General features: G+C 36.9%; 16 protein-coding genes. 11 read left to right on the top strand and 5 right to left on the bottom strand.

Annotated elements, in window-relative coordinates:
• Position 1 precedes the first annotated feature (1 nt).
• Positions 2-1150 (bottom strand): glycosyltransferase family 2 protein, encoded by a 1149-nt coding sequence (locus BM084_RS07005; protein ID WP_093303881.1) that lies wholly within the window; start codon positions 1148-1150, stop codon positions 2-4.
• A gap of 187 nt (positions 1151-1337) precedes the next feature.
• Here BM084_RS07005 and ruvC point away from each other — a divergent pair, with 187 nt between their 5' ends.
• The 10 genes from ruvC (at position 1338) to BM084_RS06955 (ending at position 11010) form a co-directional block, all read left to right on the top strand.
• Positions 1338-1937 (top strand): crossover junction endodeoxyribonuclease RuvC, encoded by a 600-nt coding sequence (gene ruvC / locus BM084_RS07000; RefSeq protein ID WP_245764352.1) that lies wholly within the window; start codon positions 1338-1340, stop codon positions 1935-1937.
• Positions 1938-1951: 14 nt separating this feature from the next.
• A complete protein-coding gene (hemW, locus tag BM084_RS06995) occupies positions 1952-3130 on the top strand; it encodes a radical SAM family heme chaperone HemW (protein ID WP_093303878.1) in 1179 nt (392 codons plus the stop codon).
• A gap of 233 nt (positions 3131-3363) precedes the next feature.
• A complete protein-coding gene (locus BM084_RS06990) occupies positions 3364-4110 on the top strand; it encodes a cyclase family protein (protein ID WP_093303874.1) in 747 nt (248 codons plus the stop codon).
• Positions 4107-4457, top strand: coding sequence for a DUF4260 domain-containing protein (locus tag BM084_RS06985; RefSeq protein WP_075325927.1), 351 nt, complete (start codon positions 4107-4109; stop codon positions 4455-4457). Before BM084_RS06990 ends, BM084_RS06985 begins: the two co-directional genes overlap by 4 nt.
• A 1-nt stretch (position 4458) precedes the next feature.
• Positions 4459-5073 carry a DUF4230 domain-containing protein gene (locus BM084_RS06980; RefSeq protein WP_075325928.1) on the top strand — a complete coding sequence of 205 codons (615 nt, stop codon included), beginning with the start codon at positions 4459-4461 and terminating at the stop codon, positions 5071-5073.
• A 91-nt stretch (positions 5074-5164) separates the two neighbouring features.
• Entirely contained in the window at positions 5165-5530 is a 366-nt protein-coding gene (locus BM084_RS06975; protein WP_093303969.1) for an MmcQ/YjbR family DNA-binding protein, read from the top strand.
• Entirely contained in the window at positions 5523-7301 is a 1779-nt protein-coding gene (locus tag BM084_RS06970) for a MutS-related protein (protein ID WP_093303871.1), read from the top strand. The genes BM084_RS06975 and BM084_RS06970 overlap by 8 nt, the downstream gene beginning before the upstream one ends.
• Before the next feature lie 72 nt (positions 7302-7373).
• Positions 7374-8381 (top strand): metal-dependent hydrolase, encoded by a 1008-nt coding sequence (locus BM084_RS06965; protein WP_093303868.1) that lies wholly within the window; start codon positions 7374-7376, stop codon positions 8379-8381.
• Between the two features lie 243 nt (positions 8382-8624).
• Positions 8625-10334 (top strand): DUF885 domain-containing protein, encoded by a 1710-nt coding sequence (locus BM084_RS06960; RefSeq protein WP_093303865.1) that lies wholly within the window; start codon positions 8625-8627, stop codon positions 10332-10334.
• A gap of 94 nt (positions 10335-10428) precedes the next feature.
• On the top strand, positions 10429-11010 hold the full coding sequence (locus tag BM084_RS06955; protein WP_093303863.1) for a PhnA domain-containing protein: 582 nt from the start codon (positions 10429-10431) through the stop codon (positions 11008-11010).
• A 254-nt stretch (positions 11011-11264) separates the two neighbouring features.
• On the opposite strand, the gene BM084_RS06950 is transcribed toward BM084_RS06955, so the two are convergent.
• Entirely contained in the window at positions 11265-13313 is a 2049-nt protein-coding gene (locus tag BM084_RS06950; protein WP_093303860.1) for a dipeptidyl-peptidase 3 family protein, read from the bottom strand.
• On the opposite strand from BM084_RS06950, the gene BM084_RS19150 reads away from it, so the two are divergent.
• Positions 13305-13472, top strand: a complete 168-nt coding sequence (locus BM084_RS19150) for a hypothetical protein (protein WP_177195670.1) — start codon at positions 13305-13307, stop codon at positions 13470-13472. The genes BM084_RS06950 and BM084_RS19150 overlap by 9 nt on opposite strands.
• Before the next feature lie 48 nt (positions 13473-13520).
• Here the strand turns inward: BM084_RS19150 and BM084_RS06945 are convergent, their stop codons facing one another.
• From BM084_RS06945 to BM084_RS06935, 3 genes are all read right to left on the bottom strand, one after another.
• Complete coding sequence (locus BM084_RS06945; RefSeq protein ID WP_093303858.1) at positions 13521-14219, bottom strand: ABC transporter ATP-binding protein; 699 nt, start codon at positions 14217-14219, stop codon at positions 13521-13523.
• 45 nt (positions 14220-14264) lie between these two features.
• Positions 14265-15050 (bottom strand): O-methyltransferase, encoded by a 786-nt coding sequence (locus BM084_RS06940; RefSeq protein WP_245764351.1) that lies wholly within the window; start codon positions 15048-15050, stop codon positions 14265-14267.
• Between the two features lie 396 nt (positions 15051-15446).
• Positions 15447-17312: an ABC-F family ATP-binding cassette domain-containing protein gene (locus BM084_RS06935; RefSeq protein WP_093303852.1), complete on the bottom strand. Its 1866-nt coding sequence runs from the start codon at positions 17310-17312 to the stop codon at positions 15447-15449.
• Positions 17313-17470: the final 158 nt, after the last annotated feature.

Genomic DNA, 17470 nt, shown 5'->3' with positions numbered 1-17470 from the left:
TTTAGTTTTTAAATTGTCTTCCCTTCCAGGAAAAGTCCGAAAATAGGGATTTAACCGCGACGTAAGTGCTAAAAAAAGGATAAAAGATACTGCTCCAAAAATAACTTCGCAATACTGTTTCTCGCTGAAAAAATTTAGCTGAACTGTAGATCAGAATAAAATCAAGATTAAATTTTACTAGAAAAATAATCAAAATAGGCTGGTAGAGCAGGATTTGAAAGAAGACTAAAAAAAGAGCGATCACAAGACTTAGGTTCATCAAAAGTACGCTTACTCCTGTGAATTTTGCAAATAAACCTTTATAAGCCGGCGCTTTAGAAGCCCAACGAATTCGCTGTGACACCAGATTACCAAAACTTTGTTGAGGTTTGGTATAAACGAGTACTTCTTTACTTTTTAAAAACCCGATTTTATAATTCTCCTGTTGAAATTTTTGAAGCAAAAAAACATCATCACCGCTTGCAATGTTATCATTTCCGGTAAACCCTGAAACTTCTAAAAAGGCATCTTTCTCATAACATAAATTTGCGCCATTGCACATAAATGCTTTCCCGATACCGAAGGCTCCGGCAGTAGATGCCTGCAGACTTAAAACATCTAACTCTTCAAAGTTCCTTAAGATATTTTTACGTTTTATATTTGTGTTTGCTGTTGGAAGAGAACTTAAAGCCACCGGCCCGGCAATGAGTTTATTTCCGGTTTTAAGGATAAAATCATTGTAGCTTTTTAACCAGTTTTTAGGAATCTTACAGTCGGCATCTGTGGTAATTATATATTCAAAATTAGCAGAATTAATCGCAGTGTTAATGGCGTTTTTTTTTGGAGAATTGGAAACCCGTTTGTTTTCTAAAAGTTTTACACCGAATTCTGAATGATTCTCCTGAAATTCCTCGATGATTTCCACCGAATTATCTTCAGATTCATCGTTCACCAGGAGTATTTCAAACTTAGATTCAGGATAATTTATCTGGGATAAGGAATTCAATAAATTCGGTAAATTTTCAGTTTCATTTCTAAAAGGAACAATGATCGAAAACCGGATTTCCGCAGGGGAACTTTCCGAAGAGAATTCAGGAATTTTTTTCCAGCCGTAAAGCAGCATTAGCATTAAAACCGAATAACAAATACAGATTATAACAAAGATGAACATACTCGGTTTTTAAAGTCTTAATTTCCCTGTAAAGTAAATCAAATCACTGCAAATTGAAGAGCAGTAGAAAGAGAAAATATCTTAACTATGGCGTATTTGAAATCTCGCTTAGCGAGTAAGGAAATGAAATTGCTTAGCTTTGCTAAGCTACCTATAATTTGGTGAATTTTAAATTGAAAAAAGTATTTTGAAAAGCGAAAGAATCATTTTAGGAATTGATCCCGGTACCACCATTATGGGCTTCGGACTCATAAAAGTGGAAAACAAGCAGATGAAATTTATGCAGCTAAACGAGTTGCAGCTAAGTAAATACAGCGATCATTACGTTAAACTAAAATTGATTTTTGAACGTACCATAGAGTTGATAGATACTTATCATCCAGATGAAATTGCAATTGAAGCCCCGTTTTTTGGTAAAAACGTACAATCTATGCTTAAGCTGGGAAGGGCACAGGGCGTGGCTATGGCCGCCGGACTTTCAAGAGAAATACCAATTACTGAATATTTACCCAAGAAAATTAAAATGGCAATTACCGGGAATGGGAATGCCAGTAAAGAGCAGGTGGCAAAAATGCTGCAAAGTTTATTAGGTTTGAAATCATTACCAAAGAATCTCGACTCAACCGACGGACTTGCAGCTGCGGTTTGTCATTTTTACAATTCAGGTATAACCGAAGTGGGGAAAAGCTATTCGGGTTGGGCTGCTTTTGTAAAGCAAAATAGCTCTCCAGATTCTAAAGGGGGAGTTAGTTCGGTAAATCTAAGGGGAAAAAATTCCAAAAAATAAAGAGATTATATTCTATGAAAACCAATAGTAGCGAGAAGGAATCTACGGGTTCCCCCTTTGGGGGCGGAGGGGGCTTATACATTCACATTCCTTTCTGTAAGCAGGCTTGTCACTATTGTGATTTTCATTTCTCTACCTCTTTAAAAAAGAAGGGAAAGCTTGTGGAAATGTTATGTAGGGAATTAGTGCTGCGGAAAAATGAGCTTAACTCTCCTGAAATCCAGACGATCTATTTTGGTGGCGGAACTCCCAGTTTGTTAGAAGCGGAGGAACTTCAGCAAATTTTTGAGACAATTTATGCGAATTATAAGATTGCTGAAAATCCTGAAATTACCCTGGAAGCAAATCCCGACGATCTAACCGAAGAAAAGTTGAAAATGTTGAAAGCTTCAAAAATAAACCGGTTGAGTATCGGAGTTCAATCTTTTTTTGAAGAAGATTTAAAGCTGATGAACCGCGCGCATAATTCCGAGGAAGCTTTAAAAAGTATAAAACTCGCAAAATCATATTTCGATAATATTTCTATAGATCTTATTTACGGAATCCCTGGAATGAGTGCGGAACGATGGCAACGAAATATAGAAATTTCACTTGAACTTGGCGTGCCTCATATTTCCAGTTATGCACTTACCGTAGAACCGAATACCGCGCTTCAAAAATTTATTGAAAGAGGAAAAATAAAACCGGTAGATGATGAAGCCGCTAAACTTCATTTCGAAATCCTGGTGGAAACCCTTACAAAAAATGGTTTTGAACATTACGAGTTTTCTAATTTCGGCAAGCCTGATTATTTTTCAGAAAACAACACTGCATATTGGCTGGGGAAACCTTATTTAGGTATTGGTCCTGCCGCGCATTCTTATGATGGGGATTCCAGGAAATGGAACATCTCCAATAATCCTTTATATATAAAAGCCCTGGAAAATGATAAAATTCCCCAAGAAACTGAGACCTTATCGCTTTCAGATAAATACAACGAATATGTAATGACGCGGCTTCGCACAAAATTTGGAGTAGAGCTTGCTGAGGTTTCCGGGAAGTTTGGAGAAAAATATAAAGCCCATTTTTTGGAACTTGCTAAACCGTTACAAAAGGAAGATCTACTTCGGGAACAAAATGGGATCTATCATATTACTTCCAAAGGGAAATTTTTAAGCGACGGGATTGCTGCAGATTTGTTTTTCCTGGATTAAGAAATGCTAGTTTTTGACTTTCAATTTAAAAACTATACAACAAACTCAAACCTCGTCAAGCTGAATTTATTTCAGCTTCTAACATGTTCTAGTTACTAAAAACTTAGATCCCCGAATAAAATCGGGGCAGGCTCTGAAACAAGTTCTGGATGACAATCAGATGACATTTGCCAAAGATTCTTATTATTCCATTTTCATATTTAATAGCAGAAACTTTTTAATACATTTATCTTGTGAAAGCAAGTATAGAACTCAACAGGAAAACTTACGAAACCGATCTTTCCAAACCAATTGATATTTCCATTGGTTTGCGGGGCGATGCTAAAAACCCGGTGGCCTGGTATTTAGATGCTCCTAAAATAAATCCGGTTAAAGACGGTGATTTTATTGGGAAAGTTTCAGAAGGAGCCTCGGTTAATTTTAATAATATTCAGTTTAATCCGCACGCTCACGGTACGCATACCGAATGTGTAGGGCATATTTCCAGGGAATTTTACAGCGTCAATCAAACCTTAAAAACTTTCTTCTTTCTTTCTAAACTGATTTCAGTAGAGCCTGAAACAAGAGGAGAAGATAAGGTGATTTCCGAGGCAATTTTGAGGGAGAAAATTCAGCCGAATGAAACGGAAGCTTTAATTATACGCACGCTGCCCAATTTCAGGGAAAAGCAGACTAAAAAATATTCACATACCAATTGGCCTTATCTTAGTGAAGAGGCCGCGGTTTATCTTAGAAATTCCGGTGTAAAACATTTGCTTATAGATTTACCTTCGGTAGATAAGGAAAAGGATGACGGGAAATTATTGGCGCATAAAGCTTTTTGGAATTACCCGAAAAACACTCGGTTTGATGCTACTATTACCGAACTTGTGTATGTTCCTAATTCTATGGAGGATGGGGATTATTTGCTAAACCTGCAAATAGCTTCTTTTGAAAACGATGCCAGCCCCTCAAAACCTGTTTTATATAAATTCTTATGAAAATAACACTCGCACTTGAAGAACTCGGAATGTTAATATTGGGAATCTTCGCTTTTAGCCGATTAGACTTTGCCTGGTGGTGGTTTTTAGTTTTATTTTTTACACCAGATTTTGGAATGCTTGGATATCTCTTCAATAATAAAATTGGTGCTTTAATTTATAACCTTTTTCATCATAAAGGATTTGCGATTTCAATCTGGTTCCTGGGATTTTACCTGCAAAATGAAGTATTTCAATTAATAGGTGTAATTTTGTTTTCACACGCGGCTTTTGATCGTATTTTAGGCTACGGGCTCAAGTATGAAAAAGGCTTCAAGTTCACTCATTTGGGAGAAATAGGAAATTAATATGGAATTTTTATTTATCGGATTGGCCGTGGGAGCGGTCGTGGCTTATTTTATTTTTGCCAGGTTTAATAAGGAGAAATCAAAGCTTAAAACCAATGAGCAGTCCTTGGTGATTATGGATAAAATAAGGAGTGTTTGCAAATTTATAACCGTTGAAGGCGATTTTTCTGAAGTCTATCATTACGAGAATTTAAAAGAAAAATACCTGAGTTTGCTCTTAGGAAAGAAAAAGGCCATAGTGTTGGTTAATGCCAAAGCGCACGTAGGTTTTGACCTTAGTAAAGTGCGAATGAATAGCGAGAATGAAAAGAAAACCATTGTGCTCACCAATTTTCCGCAGCCCGAATTACTTACTGTAGAAACAGATTTTAAATATTATGATAAGCGCGAGGGATGGGCAAATCCGTTCACTACTTCAGATCTTACTGATATTAACCGCGACGCCAAAAACTATATAGTTGATAAAATTCCCCAAAGCGGACTTTTAGACCAGGCGAGAAAAGAGGCGCTGGATACTATTTTATTGATGGAAAAAATAGTGGAAACCATAGGTTGGAAGCTAGATTATACCGCGCTGACTTTAGAAGATAGAAATCAGGCGAAGATTGAAAATTAGACGGTGACGTCATCCTGAACTTGTTTCAGGATCTAGCATATTGATTATTAGATAGATTTCCGTCTTCACGGAAATGACAATTCTTAAATATATGGACATCGAAACCCTTAGAAACTACTGCATCAGTAAAAAAGGCGTGACAGAAGGCTTACCTTTTGGTCCAGATACGCTGGTTTTTAAAGTTATGGGCAAGATGTTTGCCTTGGCCGGTCTTGATGCGATTCCGCTTAGTGTAAATTTAAAATGTGATCCAGAAGAAGCTATAAGATTGCGGGAAGAATACGAGAATAATATTTTACCCGGTTACCATATGAACAAACAGCATTGGAACACAGTGATCCTGGATGGTCACTTAAAGCCCGATTTTATTTTTCAATTAGTAGACGATTCTTACAATTTGGTAGAAGCGGGATTAACCAAAAAGCAACAACAAGAACTTAAAGATTTAGATGAATAACCCATTAGAATTTTATTCAAAGCAAAAAGAAATACACCAGCAGGAATTAAGCAAGATCTCTACAAAATTGCTGGTCTCCAGTTTAATCAGGCTTTTCATTTTTCTAGCAATATGTTTTACGATCTATTATTTTTTCGGAAATATGAATGTGATCGTTCCTGTAGTTATTGGTGGGATTGCACTTTTTTTATTCCTGGTTTCCAGGCACAGCAATCTTAAAGATAAGAGTGATAAGCAAAAGGAAATCATCAAGCTAAACGAACTGGAAATTGATATTTTAAAAACCCGGAATTTTCAGGATTTACCCGAAGGCAGTGAATTTGAAAATCCCGTTCATCCTTACAGCCAGGATATCGACTTATTTGGAAGGGGTTCCTTTTTCCAGTATTCCAACCGAACCGCACTTTATGAAGGTACTAAAAAGCTTGCTGGTATTTTTACTGAAAATAGCATAGAAGATATTTCTCAGAAACAGGAAGCCGTTAAAGAACTTGCAACTAAAGCTGAATGGAGACAGGAATTTACGGCCTTAGCCAGATTGGTAAAAACTGAGACCCCATCAAAAACCGTCATTAAATGGTTTAAAAATTATAAGAATTTTGTTCCGAATTATATGAAATGGTTGCCCACTGTCTTTTCGGTGATTTCCATTCTAGTGATCGCGGGTTATTCTTTTGATTATTTAAAGGGAATTCATCTTTTTCTGTGGTTCTTAGCCGGCTTACTTTTTACAGGAATTTACCTGAAGAAAATCAATTTACTTTCGGGGAGCGTAAGTAAAGTTCAGGATACTTTTCATCAATATCATTTGTTGCTGGAACTTCTTGAAAAAGAAGATTTTTCTTCAGAAATTTTAAAGAAAAACCAGTCGCTTATTCATTCAGAAAAGAAAAAGGCATCCGCAATTTTCAAAGAATTTTCCAAAGCGATCGATGCATTAGACCAGCGAAACAATATGATTTTCGGCATTTTTGGCAACGGTTTTTTACTCTGGGATCTTCGCCAGAGTTATAAATTAGAAAAATGGATTTCAGCATACCGCCAAAACGTCGAAAAATGGTTTGAGGTCATTGAATTTACCGATGCTTATAATTCCCTGGGGAATTTCGTGTTTAATCATCCAAACTATGTTTTTCCTGAAATTGTAAACGAAAAAAGAGGTATTTCAGCTATCAAATTGGCGCATCCACTTTTAGATCCTAAAAAGAGGGTTGCTAACGATTTTACGATTGGAGACGAAGAATTCTTTATTATTACCGGCGCGAATATGGCAGGGAAAAGTACGTTTCTAAGAACGGTATCCCTTCAAATTTTAATGAGCAATATTGGACTTCCGGTTTGTGCTGAAGCCTGTAAGTATTCGCCGATTAAACTCATTACCAGTATGCGTACCAGCGATTCGTTAAGTGACGACGAATCTTATTTCTTTTCAGAATTAAAGCGCTTAAAGTTTATAGTAGACGAAATTAAAACCGATCGATATTTTATTATTCTTGATGAAATTTTAAAAGGAACCAATAGTAGCGATAAAGCTATTGGCTCTAAAAAGTTTATCAGGAAACTGGTGAACTCTAATTCAACCGGAATTATCGCTACGCACGATTTGAGTTTATGCGAAATCACTTCAGAATTAAGTCAGGTGAAAAACCATTATTTTGATGCTGAAATTATCAATGATGAGCTGCATTTTGATTATAAATTTAAAGATGGAATTTGCCAGAATATGAATGCCTCATTCCTTCTAAGGAAGATGGAGATTGTTGATGATTAACAGCATCGTCACCCTGAATTTATTTCAGGGTCTAAATTGTCAAAGAGAATGAAGCTAAAGGAAAAAATATAAATGGATTCACTAACACAAATAGTCTTAGGCGCAGCCGTTGGCGAAGCGGTTCTCGGGAAAAAAGTTGGGAACAAAGCGATGCTTTATGGAGCCATTGCGGGCACAATTCCCGACCTGGATACTTTTGCAAGCACCTTTACCGATACTATTACCGCTATTGAAATTCACCGTGGCTTTACACATTCCATCGTATTTTCTATACTTTTTGCGCCCATTTTTGGTTGGCTCATTTCAAAGATTGAAAAGAAATCTATTGCCACCTGGCAAAATTGGTCCTGGTTGATGTTTTGGGGCTTTTTTACGCATCCGCTTCTGGATTCTCATACAACCTGGGGAACACAGTTATTCTGGCCCCTGGAAGTCCGTTTGGCGTATAAGAATATTTTTGTAATAGACCCTTTATACACTTTGCCATTTTTAGTGTTCTTAATCCTGGCGATGCGACAAGCAAAAGGAACTAAAAAAAGAAGAAAACTAAATAATCTTGGCCTCTTAATAAGTAGTATTTATTTGTTGGTTATTACCCCGGCCCTAAAACTTTACACGTTTTATAAGTTTACGGAAGCTTTGGAAAACCAGGATATTGCCTATTATAAAATTGAAACAAAACCTTCCCCGTTAAATGCCGTGTTATGGTCGGCTAATGTGGAGGTGGAAGATGCATATTTAATTGGGAACTATTCAATTTTTGATACCCAACCAATAGCGTTTGTGAAACATCATAAAAACCATCAATTGCTTGGTGACTGGATCGAAAAGCGAAATGTAAAACGGCTTATCAATATTTCGGAAGGTTGGTATACCATTTCAAAAAGAGATGGAGAAATTTATTTTAATGATCTTCGTTTTGGGACTTTAAGTCCGATAGCCAGAGTAGATGCCGACTTTGCATTTAGCTATAAACTGATCGAGGAAAATGGCGAAATCAAAGCCATAGAAGCCGAAAAAACACGCGGTGACGCAAAGGAATTATTATCGCAGTTAGGTACCCGAATTTTAGGGAATTAGATTTTTTGAGAACCAAGAACCAAGAATCAAGAGAAAAGAATAAGGAATAAGACAAAACATTCGTGTATTCGTGGCAAAAGGCTCTGTAAATTAGCATTTAGTTATTAGACGATATTTGTAATATAAATTCTACAAACTAAAGACTACCAGCTAGAGATTAAGAATAGCCGTGTATTCCTGGCAAACCAAATTCCATACAAACTTCTTCAGAAACCTTATCTTTATCAAAACTTCAATTTTTCTATGAAACAAATATTTACTCTCACCCTCGCTTTTTTATGTATTCCTACCTTAACTGCGCAGGAAGCTTCAGAAAATTTAAAAACTATTATTGAGGAAATGGATGATCATAAAGCCTACGATCGGGAAGAATTTCCTTTGGGATTATTTACCGAGAAATATTACAAAGAAGAATCGGAATTTGCTGAGAAGCAGTTGGAGCAACTCCAGGAAATAAAGGCCGATTCTTTAAGTGAAACCGAAAAGATTTCTCTGGAAATGCTAAAATTCAAGCTTCAGGAAACCGTAGATCGCTATAAATACGAAGCTTATTTAAATCCGTTGCTTTCAGATTCGGGATTTCATTTAAGCCTTGCTTACCAGGTTAGAGATTTAAATAATTATAATCAGGTAAAAGCATATTTGAATAAATTAAATGCGATTCCCACTTATGTAGATCAGCATTTCGTCTTATTGCGTGAAGGATTACAAAAAGGAAATACTCAGCCCAGAATAATTTTTGAAGGATACGAATCTACTTATAACGACCAAATCGTGGAAGATCCAAAAGAAAGCTACTTCTATGAACCTTTTGAAAATCTTCCGAAAACGCTTTCTGAAGTGCAAAAAGATTCTGTTTTAAAAGCCGCAGAAGAGGCAATTGGTAAGAATGTGATTCCCCAGTTTAAAAGAATTAAAACATTTTTTGAAACTGAATATCTACCAAATACGCGAAAAAGTTTAGGCGTTTCTGAAATTCCAAATGGAAGGGAATATTATCAAAACAGGCTGGATTATTATACTACTTTAGATCTGACAGCAGAGGAAATTCATCAAATTGGTTTAGAGGAAGTAGCGCGAATTAATTCAGAAATGAAAAAAATAATAGCTGAAGTTGAGTTTGAGGGTAGTTTCGAAGAATTCATTCATTTTTTAAGAACCGACGTACAATTTTACGCTAAAACCGGGGACGAATTATTAATGGAAGCACGTGATATCGCTAAGCGCATTGATGCTAAACTTCCAGCTTATTTTAAAACCTTACCCAGAAGACCTTATGGAGTGACAAAAGTACCTGATGCTATAGCGCCAAAGTATACCACGGGGCGTTATATTGGCGCTTCAAATGAAACCCAGCCGGGCTATTATTGGGTGAATACTTATAATTTATCCAATCGTCCGCTATATGTTTTACCTTCTTTAACCGCCCACGAAGCGGTACCGGGACATCATTTACAGAATGCTCTAAATGCCGAATTAGGCGACAGTATTCCAAAGTTCCGAAGAAATATGTACTTATCGGCTTATGGAGAAGGCTGGGGCTTATATTCCGAATTTTTAGCTGAAGATATGGGGATTTACACTACGCCATACGAGATGTTTGGTAAGCTTACTTACGAACAATGGCGTGCTTGCCGATTAGTTATCGATACAGGAATTCACGCAATGGGTTGGAGTAGGGAAGAAGCGGTAGAATATTTCGAGAAGAATACCGCACTTTCTATGCATAATATTAATACAGAGGTAGATCGTTATATTTCCTGGCCGGGACAGGCAGTTTCCTATAAAATAGGAGAAATTAAAATCAGGGAATTGCGTAAAAAAGCAGAAGAAGCCCTTGGGAGTGATTTTGATATTCGCGATTTTCACGAAGTGATTTTAGAGCAGGGTGTGGTTACGTTGCCTATTTTGGAAGAACGGGTGAAACAATATATTGAAGAAGCAAAGGAATAAAGAAAGGGATTTTTAAAGGTTTGTCAGCCTTTTTGTAATAAAAATATCAGCTCAGGTTTATAATATCCTATCTTCGCGACTTCAAAAATCACTCATGAGTTTAGAACAAGAATTAAGGAAACGCAGCGATAGTACCTGCGAACTTTGTAGTGCTACAGATAATTTACAGGTTTATAGTCTTGAAAATTTCCCGGGTGAAGTTACCGATGGAAGTTTTATGGCGTGCCAGGTTTGCACCGAACAGCTGGAAGATTTTGATAAAGTTGAGGTAAACCACTGGCGTTGTTTAAACGATTCTATGTGGAGCACGGTTCCTGCTGTTCAGGTAACGGCTTTTCAAATGCTGACAAAATTAAAAGCCGAAGGCTGGCCTCAGGATTTGCTTGATATGATGTATATGGAAGACGAGTTAAAAGCTTTTGCCAAATCCCAGTTGATTTCCGAAGAAAACACTACACCGGAATTTATTCATAAAGACAGTAATGGTGCAGTAATCGAAGCCGGTGACACCGTGGTGCTTACTAAAGATTTAAATGTGAAAGGCAGTAGTTTAACCGCTAAACGCGGAACGGCTGTGCGTAGGGTTTCTCTAGTACACAACAATGCAGAACAAATTGAAGGAAAGGTAGAAGGACAACAAATTGTTATTTTGACCAAATTCGTTAAGAAAGTATAAATTGAATTTTTTAGAACAGATATTTCAAATAAGCGTCTTGAATATTTTTCTAATAAAAAAGCCACGAAAACATATTGTATTCGTGGCTTTAGATTTTACAGAAAAATTGAAGAAGGAAATTGAAATTTTCGTTTCTTAATAATTTTTATGATAATTCAATTACTCGATAATCGAGATTAAATGCTCCGAGGCTTGCCTCGAAATCAAATTATATTTTTCAATAATAATGATTCGTGAGCTTGTTCCGAAGTTGTTTATTCCGCTCCGGCGTCTTCCTTTAAAAAGCTATATTTCTTTGAATACTCCAGCATTTGACTTTCAAAGCTTTCGGGCTGAGTTACCTTAATAGTCGTAATTTCACCATTTTCGTCCGTTTCGGTTACTAGCTCAGGATTTACAAAACCGCTGTAAGGCGCTGACTTAAAGACTGCATTTCGTTCTAAAACTTCTTTGTGAATTTCCTGATCTACTTTTACACCATAATTTTCTACAAGGTTTTTGGCAGCTTCGTAATCACCTTCAGATTTAATTCTTTGAGTTTCACGTAATAACTCTCCAAAAAGTTCTCTAAGTTTCTGGTAATCTTTTATGTCGTAATAAGTTTTTCCCTCTTTTTTAACTTTTTCGATCACTCCATCTTCTTTCCCTTTTTCAATAACCCAGGAACTTACCCACATCCTGTTTCTCATGTGAGCTTCCTCATTGTCTTCGCCCATCTCGATCCTGGTTAATTGGCCCAGCATTCCATTCCTGATATAATCGTTATAAGCCGCTTTACTAAGCTTCGAATGATCATCTGTTAATCCTAATTCTTCTAATTTTGGACCCATCAGGTAATAAAGTCCTACTAAATCAGCACGACCTTCTTCCATAGTAGAGGCATAACTTTTTAAGGTTTCTTTGGTCTGGCCAACTCCCTGGTTGATTTTACCCGATGCATGGCCCACTACTTCGTGGAGTGCAGTATGCAATTTATCGGCCTGTTCGCCGTATTGCTCACTTAGCTCAATCTCTTCTTCATCGTGAGAGAATTCTTTAAGTTTTTCGCTTCCGCCAGCTTTGCTATAGGCGTTAATAATATTACCTAGAGAAACCGATTTACTTCCGTGTTCCTGTCTTATCCAGTTTGCATTAGGAAGATTTACACCAATGGGCGTGCTGGGTGAAGCATCTCCAGCTTCCCCTGCAACAATAACGGTTTTGTAGGTTACGCCAACTACTTCTTCTTTTTTGTGCTCATCCATGATAGGGGCGTTGTCTTCGAACCATTGCACGTTATCTTCCAAAACTTTCATTTTTTGAGACATATCGAAATCTTTTATCTGCACAATATTCTCATAAGAACCACGGTAACCTAAGGGATCATTATACACTTCGATAAACCCATTAATATAATCGATATTTCCTTCTGTGGCTTCAACCCAGGCAACATTATAATCGTCCCAAACTTCAAGATCTCCGGTTTTATAATATTCTATGAGAAGTCCTAAAGCATTAGCTTGTTTTTCGTTTTCGGCAACTGCTTCAGCTTTTTCTAACCATTTGATAATTTCAGAAATTGCATCGCCATAAAGGCCACCAACCTTGTAGACCTGTTCTTTTAATTGCCCGTTTTCCTTGACAAGTTTAGAATTGAGACCAAAAGAAAGCGGTTTCTCAGGATTAGGGGATTTTTTATTTGCATAAAATTCTTCAACTTCATCAGCGGTTACATCCGCTCCGTAAAAATTGGTGGCAGATCCAGAAAGTAAACCTTCAGCTTCATCTAAGTTTACTTTTTTAGCGTCCTTGTCGTTAAAAATAACTTCTAAAGGCTCACCACTAAGTTCTGTATTAGTTTCTGATAATAATGATTGCAGGTATTCTTTATCAAAATCCGGCTTGATTTTATTATTAGAGTAATGATGATGAATACCGTTAGAAAACCAAATTCGTTTCAGGTAGGTTTCAAAAGCTTTCCAATCTTCAGAATCTTTGTCGCCTTCGTAATTAGCATACACATTCTCTAAAGCTTTTCTAATTTTTAGATTGTGTTTGTAGTTTTGAGCCCAAATAATATCTCGCCCGGAAAGGCCTGCCTGGGTTAAATAATAAACTAATTTTTGCTCCTTGAGGTCCAGATTTTCCCATCCCGGTATTTCGTACCTAAGAATCTTAATATCTGCGAATTCATCTACCTTAACAGAACTATTCTTTGTGGTTTCAGTTTGTTCCTGGTTAGTATTCGCTTCTTTTTCCTGATCATTACAGGAAATAAAAATGCTTGCAAGTGCAAGCAATAAAATTCCAAATTTATGCTTCATTTTGATGATTATTTAGATTCCAAAGTTAAGAATAATCCTCTTTCTTCGAAGCTTCCAGATGTGGAAATCAGCCGCCATTGTAATTTCAAAAAACACCTTGGTGATTTCCAAAAAATGCAGAAGTCTGGCTTTTATGAAACCTTTTTTGAGTCAGAATAAAAACCTGATTTAAGGAATTTCTGGGGAGAAAATTATCTTGTTGATCACTTATTGGCTTAAAACCTCTTTTCGTTCATCACTTTCTACTATCCCGTCACGAAGACGAATTACCCGGTGGGCGTGGTCTGCAACCTCCTCTTCGTGAGTAACCAAAATTACGGTATTCCCCGCAGCGTGAATTTCATCAAAAAGATTCATGATTTCTAATGAAGTTTTTGAATCCAGGTTTCCGGTAGGTTCATCGGCAAGAATTATAGATGGTTTGTTCACCAAAGCCCTTCCTACGGCTACCCTTTGACGTTGTCCACCCGAAAGTTGATTGGGTTTATGGTCCATTCTATCTCCAAGTCCTACGTTGGTTAAAACCTCTTCTGCACGTTTTTTTCGGTCGGCTTTATTGTAGCCGGCATAGATCATTGGTAAAGCAACATTCTCTAGAGCGGTAGTCCTGGGAAGCAGGTTGAAGGTTTGAAAAACAAAACCGATCTCTTTGTTTCTAATTTCGGCAAGTTCATCGTCACCCATTTGGCTCGCATCTTTTCCATTAAGGATATAGGTTCCGGAAGTTGGCGTATCCAGGCAACCCAATAAGTTCATTAAGGTAGATTTTCCCGACCCTGAGGGGCCCATAATGGCTACATATTCACCTCTATCAATATCCAGGTCAATCCCTTTTAAAACTTTTACCACTTCATTTCCCAGTGGAAAATCCCGGGTAATTTGCCTAATCTCAATGACTTTACTCATGCCAAAATAATTTTGTGTTTATAGGACGCTGCTTTGCCCTTTTTGTTACAACCTTATTGTAAAATGCTGTTTAGCCTGTTCTTTTCTAAAAAATACAAGTCCGAGGAAAAATGTGTCAATAGTTACTCTTACTTTAGGGTGCGCTTTAATTTCTTCCCAGGCTTCTTCCATCTCTGCAGACCAGTGAATATCATCAAAAACAAAAACTGAACTATTATGAGCGCTTGATAATAATTGTTGAAAATATTTTAAGGTAGCTTTTTTGGTGTGATGTCCATCGAAATAAATAAGATCGAAGGTTGTTTGGTGTTTATTGTTTTTTGTTTGTTGTTGATGTCCTTGAGAATCTTTGGAAGTTTTACTTTTTTCCTCAGGTTGGGTCACGATTTTAGAAAGAATTTCTTCAAACTCCCCAACAGTTAGTTTTACATTTTTAATATTGAATTTTTTCAGTTGTTTCCGTGCTACTTCGGCGGTTTGGGGGCAACCTTCAATACTTAATAAGTTACTTTTTTTATTTGCAGCCAGAGCAGCAGCACCTATTCCCAGGGAAGTACCTAATTCAAGATTATTTTTACAGCTTAAATAATTAACCAAACGAAATAAAAACCTGGCTCTTTTCTTCGGAATCCCCACATTTTTAGCAATCGCTGAAATTGTACGTTTATTAGAGGTAAACACTCGACTCCCGGCACCAAAATCGGTTACCTGAATAGTGGTGTTATTTTTCAGAAGATCTTTTCGGTACTGCTTTAACAGCTTATATTCGTTGTATTTCTTTTTATCATAAAAACAATTCGTCACCAAATCATACACAAACGGCGAATGCAATCCGTGCTGATTTTGGGATTTTAGAAGGAATTTTATGTAGGATTTTAATTGCAGAGTTTCTGGTATATTATTTTTTTATTAATTCAGATTTAAGAACTCAAATGCTTATCTCGAAATCAATTTATTTGTGAAAACTATCTCCTGGACCTCACCAGAGGTAGTTTGCTTAAGTTACTATATTTTAATTTGAACAGTTGGAAAAGCGACATTTCCGTCATCCTGAATTTATTTCAGGATCTAAGATGAGGATAATTCTATCAAGTTAGAAGCTGAAATAAATTCAGCTTGACGATTTTTTAAACTATTAGATAATTTATACAAACAAAATTTCATTTCAGACTGTCCAAATTTTTTAGTGTAATACTGCTTACTGCCACTAAAAACTGCCAACTGAAACTACTCCGCCTTCGCCCCAAGCTCAAACCAGCGTTCGGTTTTGGTTTCTATGGCATCATCAATTTCCTGGAGTTTTATTGAGTTTTCTTTAATTTCATCTGGATCCAGATCTTCTAAGAATTTTTGCTGAAATTTCTCTTTTTTCTGCTCCAGTTTTGCGATTTCTTTTTCCAGTTTTCCAAACTCTTTTTGTTCGTTATAACTTAGTTTAGTACCGGAACTGGTCTTTTTCCAATCTTTCTTATTATTATCGTTTTCGGAAGTTTCTTCCCTGGCTTCTATAATGGCGCTATCTTCATATGCACGATAATCGGTGTAATTTCCTGGAAAATCCTGGACTTCTGCATTTCCCTGAAACACGAAAAGGTGATCAACAATCTTATCCATAAAATACCTGTCGTGGGAAACCACTAATAAGCATCCCGGGAAGTCTAACAGGAAGCTTTCCAATACATTCAGCGTAACGATATCAAGATCGTTTGTAGGTTCATCGAGAATCAGGAAGTTGGGATTTTGAATAAGCACTGTGCAGAGATAAAGTCGTTTTCGCTCACCGCCACTTAATTTTTCAACAAAATCGTATTGTTTTTTTCGGTCGAATAAAAAGCGCTCTAAAAGTTGTTGTGCCGAAATTTGCCGACCCTTTTTCAAAGGAATATAATCGCCAAACTCCCGAATCACCTCAATAACTTTTTGACCGGGTTTAATATTAATTCCAGATTGAGTGTAGTAACCGAATTTTATGGTTTCCCCAATAACTACTTTGCCAGTATCGGGTTTAATTCCTCCGGTTAGAATATTTAGGAAAGTTGATTTTCCAGTACCGTTTTTTCCAATAATACCAATGCGTTCACCCCGTTTGAAATTATAACTGAAGTTTTCCAGCAGTTGTTTATCCTGAAAAGACTTGCCGATATTATGAAGTTCCACAATTTTGCTGCCCAGGCGTTCCATATTTAACTCCAGCTGCACTTCGTGATCCTGTCGGCGTTTATGAGCCCGGTCTTTAATATCCTGGAAATCGTCTATCCTGGATTTGGATTTCGTGGTACGCGCTTTGGGTTGGCGACGCATCCATTCCAGTTCTTTTTTGTAAAGCTGTTTGGCTTTTTCGGTATTAGTGGCTTCCTGGGCCATCCTTGCATCTTTTTTATCCAGGTAATAGCCATAATTCCCTTTATAGGTGTAGAGATTACCGTGATCAAGCTCAACGATCTCGTTGCAAACCCGTTCCAGGAAATACCTGTCGTGAGTTACCATAAAAATGGTGAAATTCTCTTTTTTGAAATATTCCTCCAGCCACTCGATCATATCCAGATCCAGATGGTTGGTAGGCTCATCCATTATTATGAAGTTTGGTTTTTGGAGTAACATCACGGTAAGAGCAAGTCGCTTTTTTTGTCCGCCTGATAGAAATTTCACCTCTTTAGAAAGATCATCCAGTTTCAGTTTAAACAAAATTTGTTTGTACTGGGTTTCAAAATCCCAGGCTTGCGCAGCGTCCATTTCTTCAAAAGCTTTTTGATAAGCTTCAGCATCATCAGGATTTTTAAGTGCTTTTTCGTAGCGGTTTATAATATTCAGAATTTCATTATCTGAAGAAAATATAGTTTCCTCTACCGTTAAATTCGGATCTAAATTGGGTTCCTGCGGAAGAAATGCAGTAGTGATATCCTTCCTATACACCACTTTACCCGCATCTGGCGCATCGAAACCTGCCAGGATATCCAGAAGCGAAGTTTTTCCGGTTCCGTTTTTAGCTATAAATCCTACTTTTTGTCCTTCATTGATTCCGAAGGAAATATCTTCAAATAACACGCGTTCCCCGTAGGCTTTAGCAATATTCTCTACACTTAAATAATTCACAGACTTGAGTTTTGTGCAAAATAAAAGGAAAATTGCGACTTAATTTTATTATTAGCCTACAAAAACTATATTTGTTAAAACTATCTAAATTAAGATGCTGGCTCGCTGTGGAAATGTGCGTTGGTCGATTTAAATCATCTTGATATCCCGAATCAATA

This window comes from Salegentibacter agarivorans (assembly GCF_900113135.1).
Lineage (GTDB): Bacteria > Bacteroidota > Bacteroidia > Flavobacteriales > Flavobacteriaceae > Salegentibacter > Salegentibacter agarivorans.
This window is presented reverse-complemented; position numbering and strand designations above follow the sequence as displayed.